The organism is Bradyrhizobium sp. P2_E8 (assembly GCF_056403875.1).
Map to the genome: position 1 here is coordinate 1 of NZ_JBFUES010001115.1, position 2,269 is coordinate 2,269.

The window sequence follows — 2,269 nt, forward strand, 5'->3', positions numbered from 1 at the left end:
CGGGCGCGCTTGTCCGGGACGACGGCGGAGATCGAGGCACCGGCGTCACATCACACGCGGCGCCGCCCTACTCCTTCGCCACCACCGGCACCTGGCGGAACTTGGCGCGGACCGAGTCCGGCAGCGGAGAGAAGTTCATCGCGACGCCGCGGCGATCGCCAGCGTTGCGGCCAGCGACCACCAGGCCATCGGCGCCCGCGACGATGTCACCCTTGCGCAAGGTGGGGTCGTCCTCGACCTTGATCTGGGCGAGACCGACCGGATCCCTGCCGTTGCAGGTGCAGCCCGACACGATCTCGTTGCGGTAGCGGAAGGCGTTCGGCAGGTCGGAATAGGACTTTCCGCTCTCGGTCGTGGCGTCCTCGATGTTGCTGCCATAGACCAACGAGGTTTCCGAGGTCGGGCAGAAGCTCTTGCAGGATTGTGCCTTGCTCTCGGCGTCATTTCCTTGCGCGGGGAAGTAACGGCCATCGCAACCGCGCACGCAATAGGCGGCGCCGCCGCCATAGGCAGCCCGCTGCCGCGGCGTGTCGTAGCGCGGCATGTCGTCATTGGGGAACGGCATCCGGATCTCCGGCGGCGGGCGCATCCGGAAGCCGCCGAACAGCGCCGAGAAGAAATCCTCCGCATGCGCCGGCGGCACCAGCGCGAGGCCGAGGGAGGCGGTGGTGAAGATCGCCGCGGCGCCACCGGCCAGTCTGCTGATCGAACGTCTCTTCATGCGCTCTCACCCAATTCTCAGTTCACGGCCGACGTCGGGATGTTCAGGGCCTGCCGGCCCGAGGGCAGCGTCGTCGCCGCAGGGCGCTTGCGCACAGGGTCGCCGCCTCTCGCCATCAGCGGCACGTTCTTCGGCAGCACCACGACCCTGGCGCCGATATTGACGCGGCTGAACAGGTCGGTGACGTCTTCGTTGGTCATGCGGATGCAGCCCGAGGAGACGAACTTGCCGATGGTGGTGGGATCGTTGGTGCCGTGGATACGGTATTCGCTCGAGCCCAGATACATCGCCCGCGCGCCGAGCGGATTGCCGGGTCCGCCGGCAACGAAGCGCGGCAGATAGGGCTGGCGCGCGATCATCTCGGCCGGCGGATGCCAGTCCGGCCATTCCGCCTTGCGGCTGACGCTCTGCACGCCCGACCAGGTGAAGCCCTCGCGGCCGACGCCGACGCCGTAGCGGATCGCCCGGCCGTTGCCGAGCACGTAATACAGGTAGGTATTGCCGGTATCGATCACGATCGTGCCGGCCGGCTCGCCGCGGTCGAAGCTGACGACTTGCTTGCGCAGCCGATCGGGCAATTGGGCATCCTCGTCGGCCGTTTGCGCCGGCTCGCTGAGATAGCCCTGCGAATAGCTCGGGCCTTGCTGATACGCCTGCGGTTGCATCGGATACGCCTGCGGTTGCATGGGCACATAGCCCAGCGTCTGCGCGCTTGCGCTAGCGAAGGGCACCGCGAGCAGAGCGGTTGCGAAGGCAAAAGTGGCGGCGGCGCGCGGCGAGAAGCTGCGACGGACTAAAGAGACCTTTGTCATGTGCTGCCCCATTGGATGCGTGCATCTCAGGTGATGCGGCTTCCCAACAAACGCAGCCGGGCCGACTCAAGTTCCGCCGCCATCTGCGGCGGCGACGTCACAGTCAAGCGAGCGCAACTTCACGAAGCCGCGATGGAACCGCGGCGCCCCTCCGGCGTTTCCCGATGACCAATGGGCGCCCGGACACCTCCGTGCGGGAGAGATATTGTGCGCGTCCTTCCCAGTGAACGTCTGATTTCCGGCAACGGCGAAGGCGCCCCACTCCCCAACAGCCACAGCGAGCTGCCGCCGATCATTCGCCGCACCGAGTTCGTCGCCTACGCACTCGCCGGCTTGCTTCTGATCGCCATGATCGGGGTGCTGTATTTCGCCAAGGCGTTCTTCCTCCCGGTGGTGATGGCTGTCGTCGCCGGTACCATGCTCTCGCCGGCCGCAGGCTTTCTGGAACGGCGGGGCGTGCCGCGCGCGCTCGGCGCCGTGCTGATCGTGACCGCGGTGACGACGGTGGTCGCCTTCGTCGTCGCGCTGATTGCCGTGCCCGCGATGGAATGGAGCTCGCGCCTGCCGGAACTGGGCGCGCAGTTGAAGGAGAAGCTGCACGTTTTCGACCGGCCGCTGGCGCTGTGGAAGGAGCTGCAAACCATGGTCGGCGGCTCAGAGGGTCTGCCAAGCCTGCCGCTGCCGAAGGCCGAATGGGTGCAGCCGACGCTGGAATTCCTGTCGCCCACCTTCGCCG

3 protein-coding genes are annotated in these 2,269 nt (G+C 67.0%); 1 reads left to right on the plus strand and 2 read right to left on the minus strand.

Features of this window, described 5'->3' with window-relative positions; all coding sequences use genetic code 11:
• Positions 1–67: 67 nt before the first annotated feature.
• Complete coding sequence (locus AC1D00_RS37400; RefSeq protein ID WP_135176325.1) at positions 68–721, minus strand: DUF2865 domain-containing protein; 654 nt, start codon at positions 719–721, stop codon at positions 68–70.
• Positions 722–738: 17 nt separating this feature from the next.
• Positions 739–1,533, minus strand: coding sequence for a L,D-transpeptidase (locus AC1D00_RS37405; RefSeq protein ID WP_477014124.1), 795 nt, complete (start codon positions 1,531–1,533; stop codon positions 739–741).
• A 207-nt stretch (positions 1,534–1,740) separates the two neighbouring features.
• Between AC1D00_RS37405 and AC1D00_RS37410 the strand changes: the two genes are divergently transcribed.
• The coding region (locus AC1D00_RS37410; RefSeq protein WP_477014125.1) for an AI-2E family transporter at positions 1,741–2,269 on the plus strand (529 nt) is incomplete at its 3' end.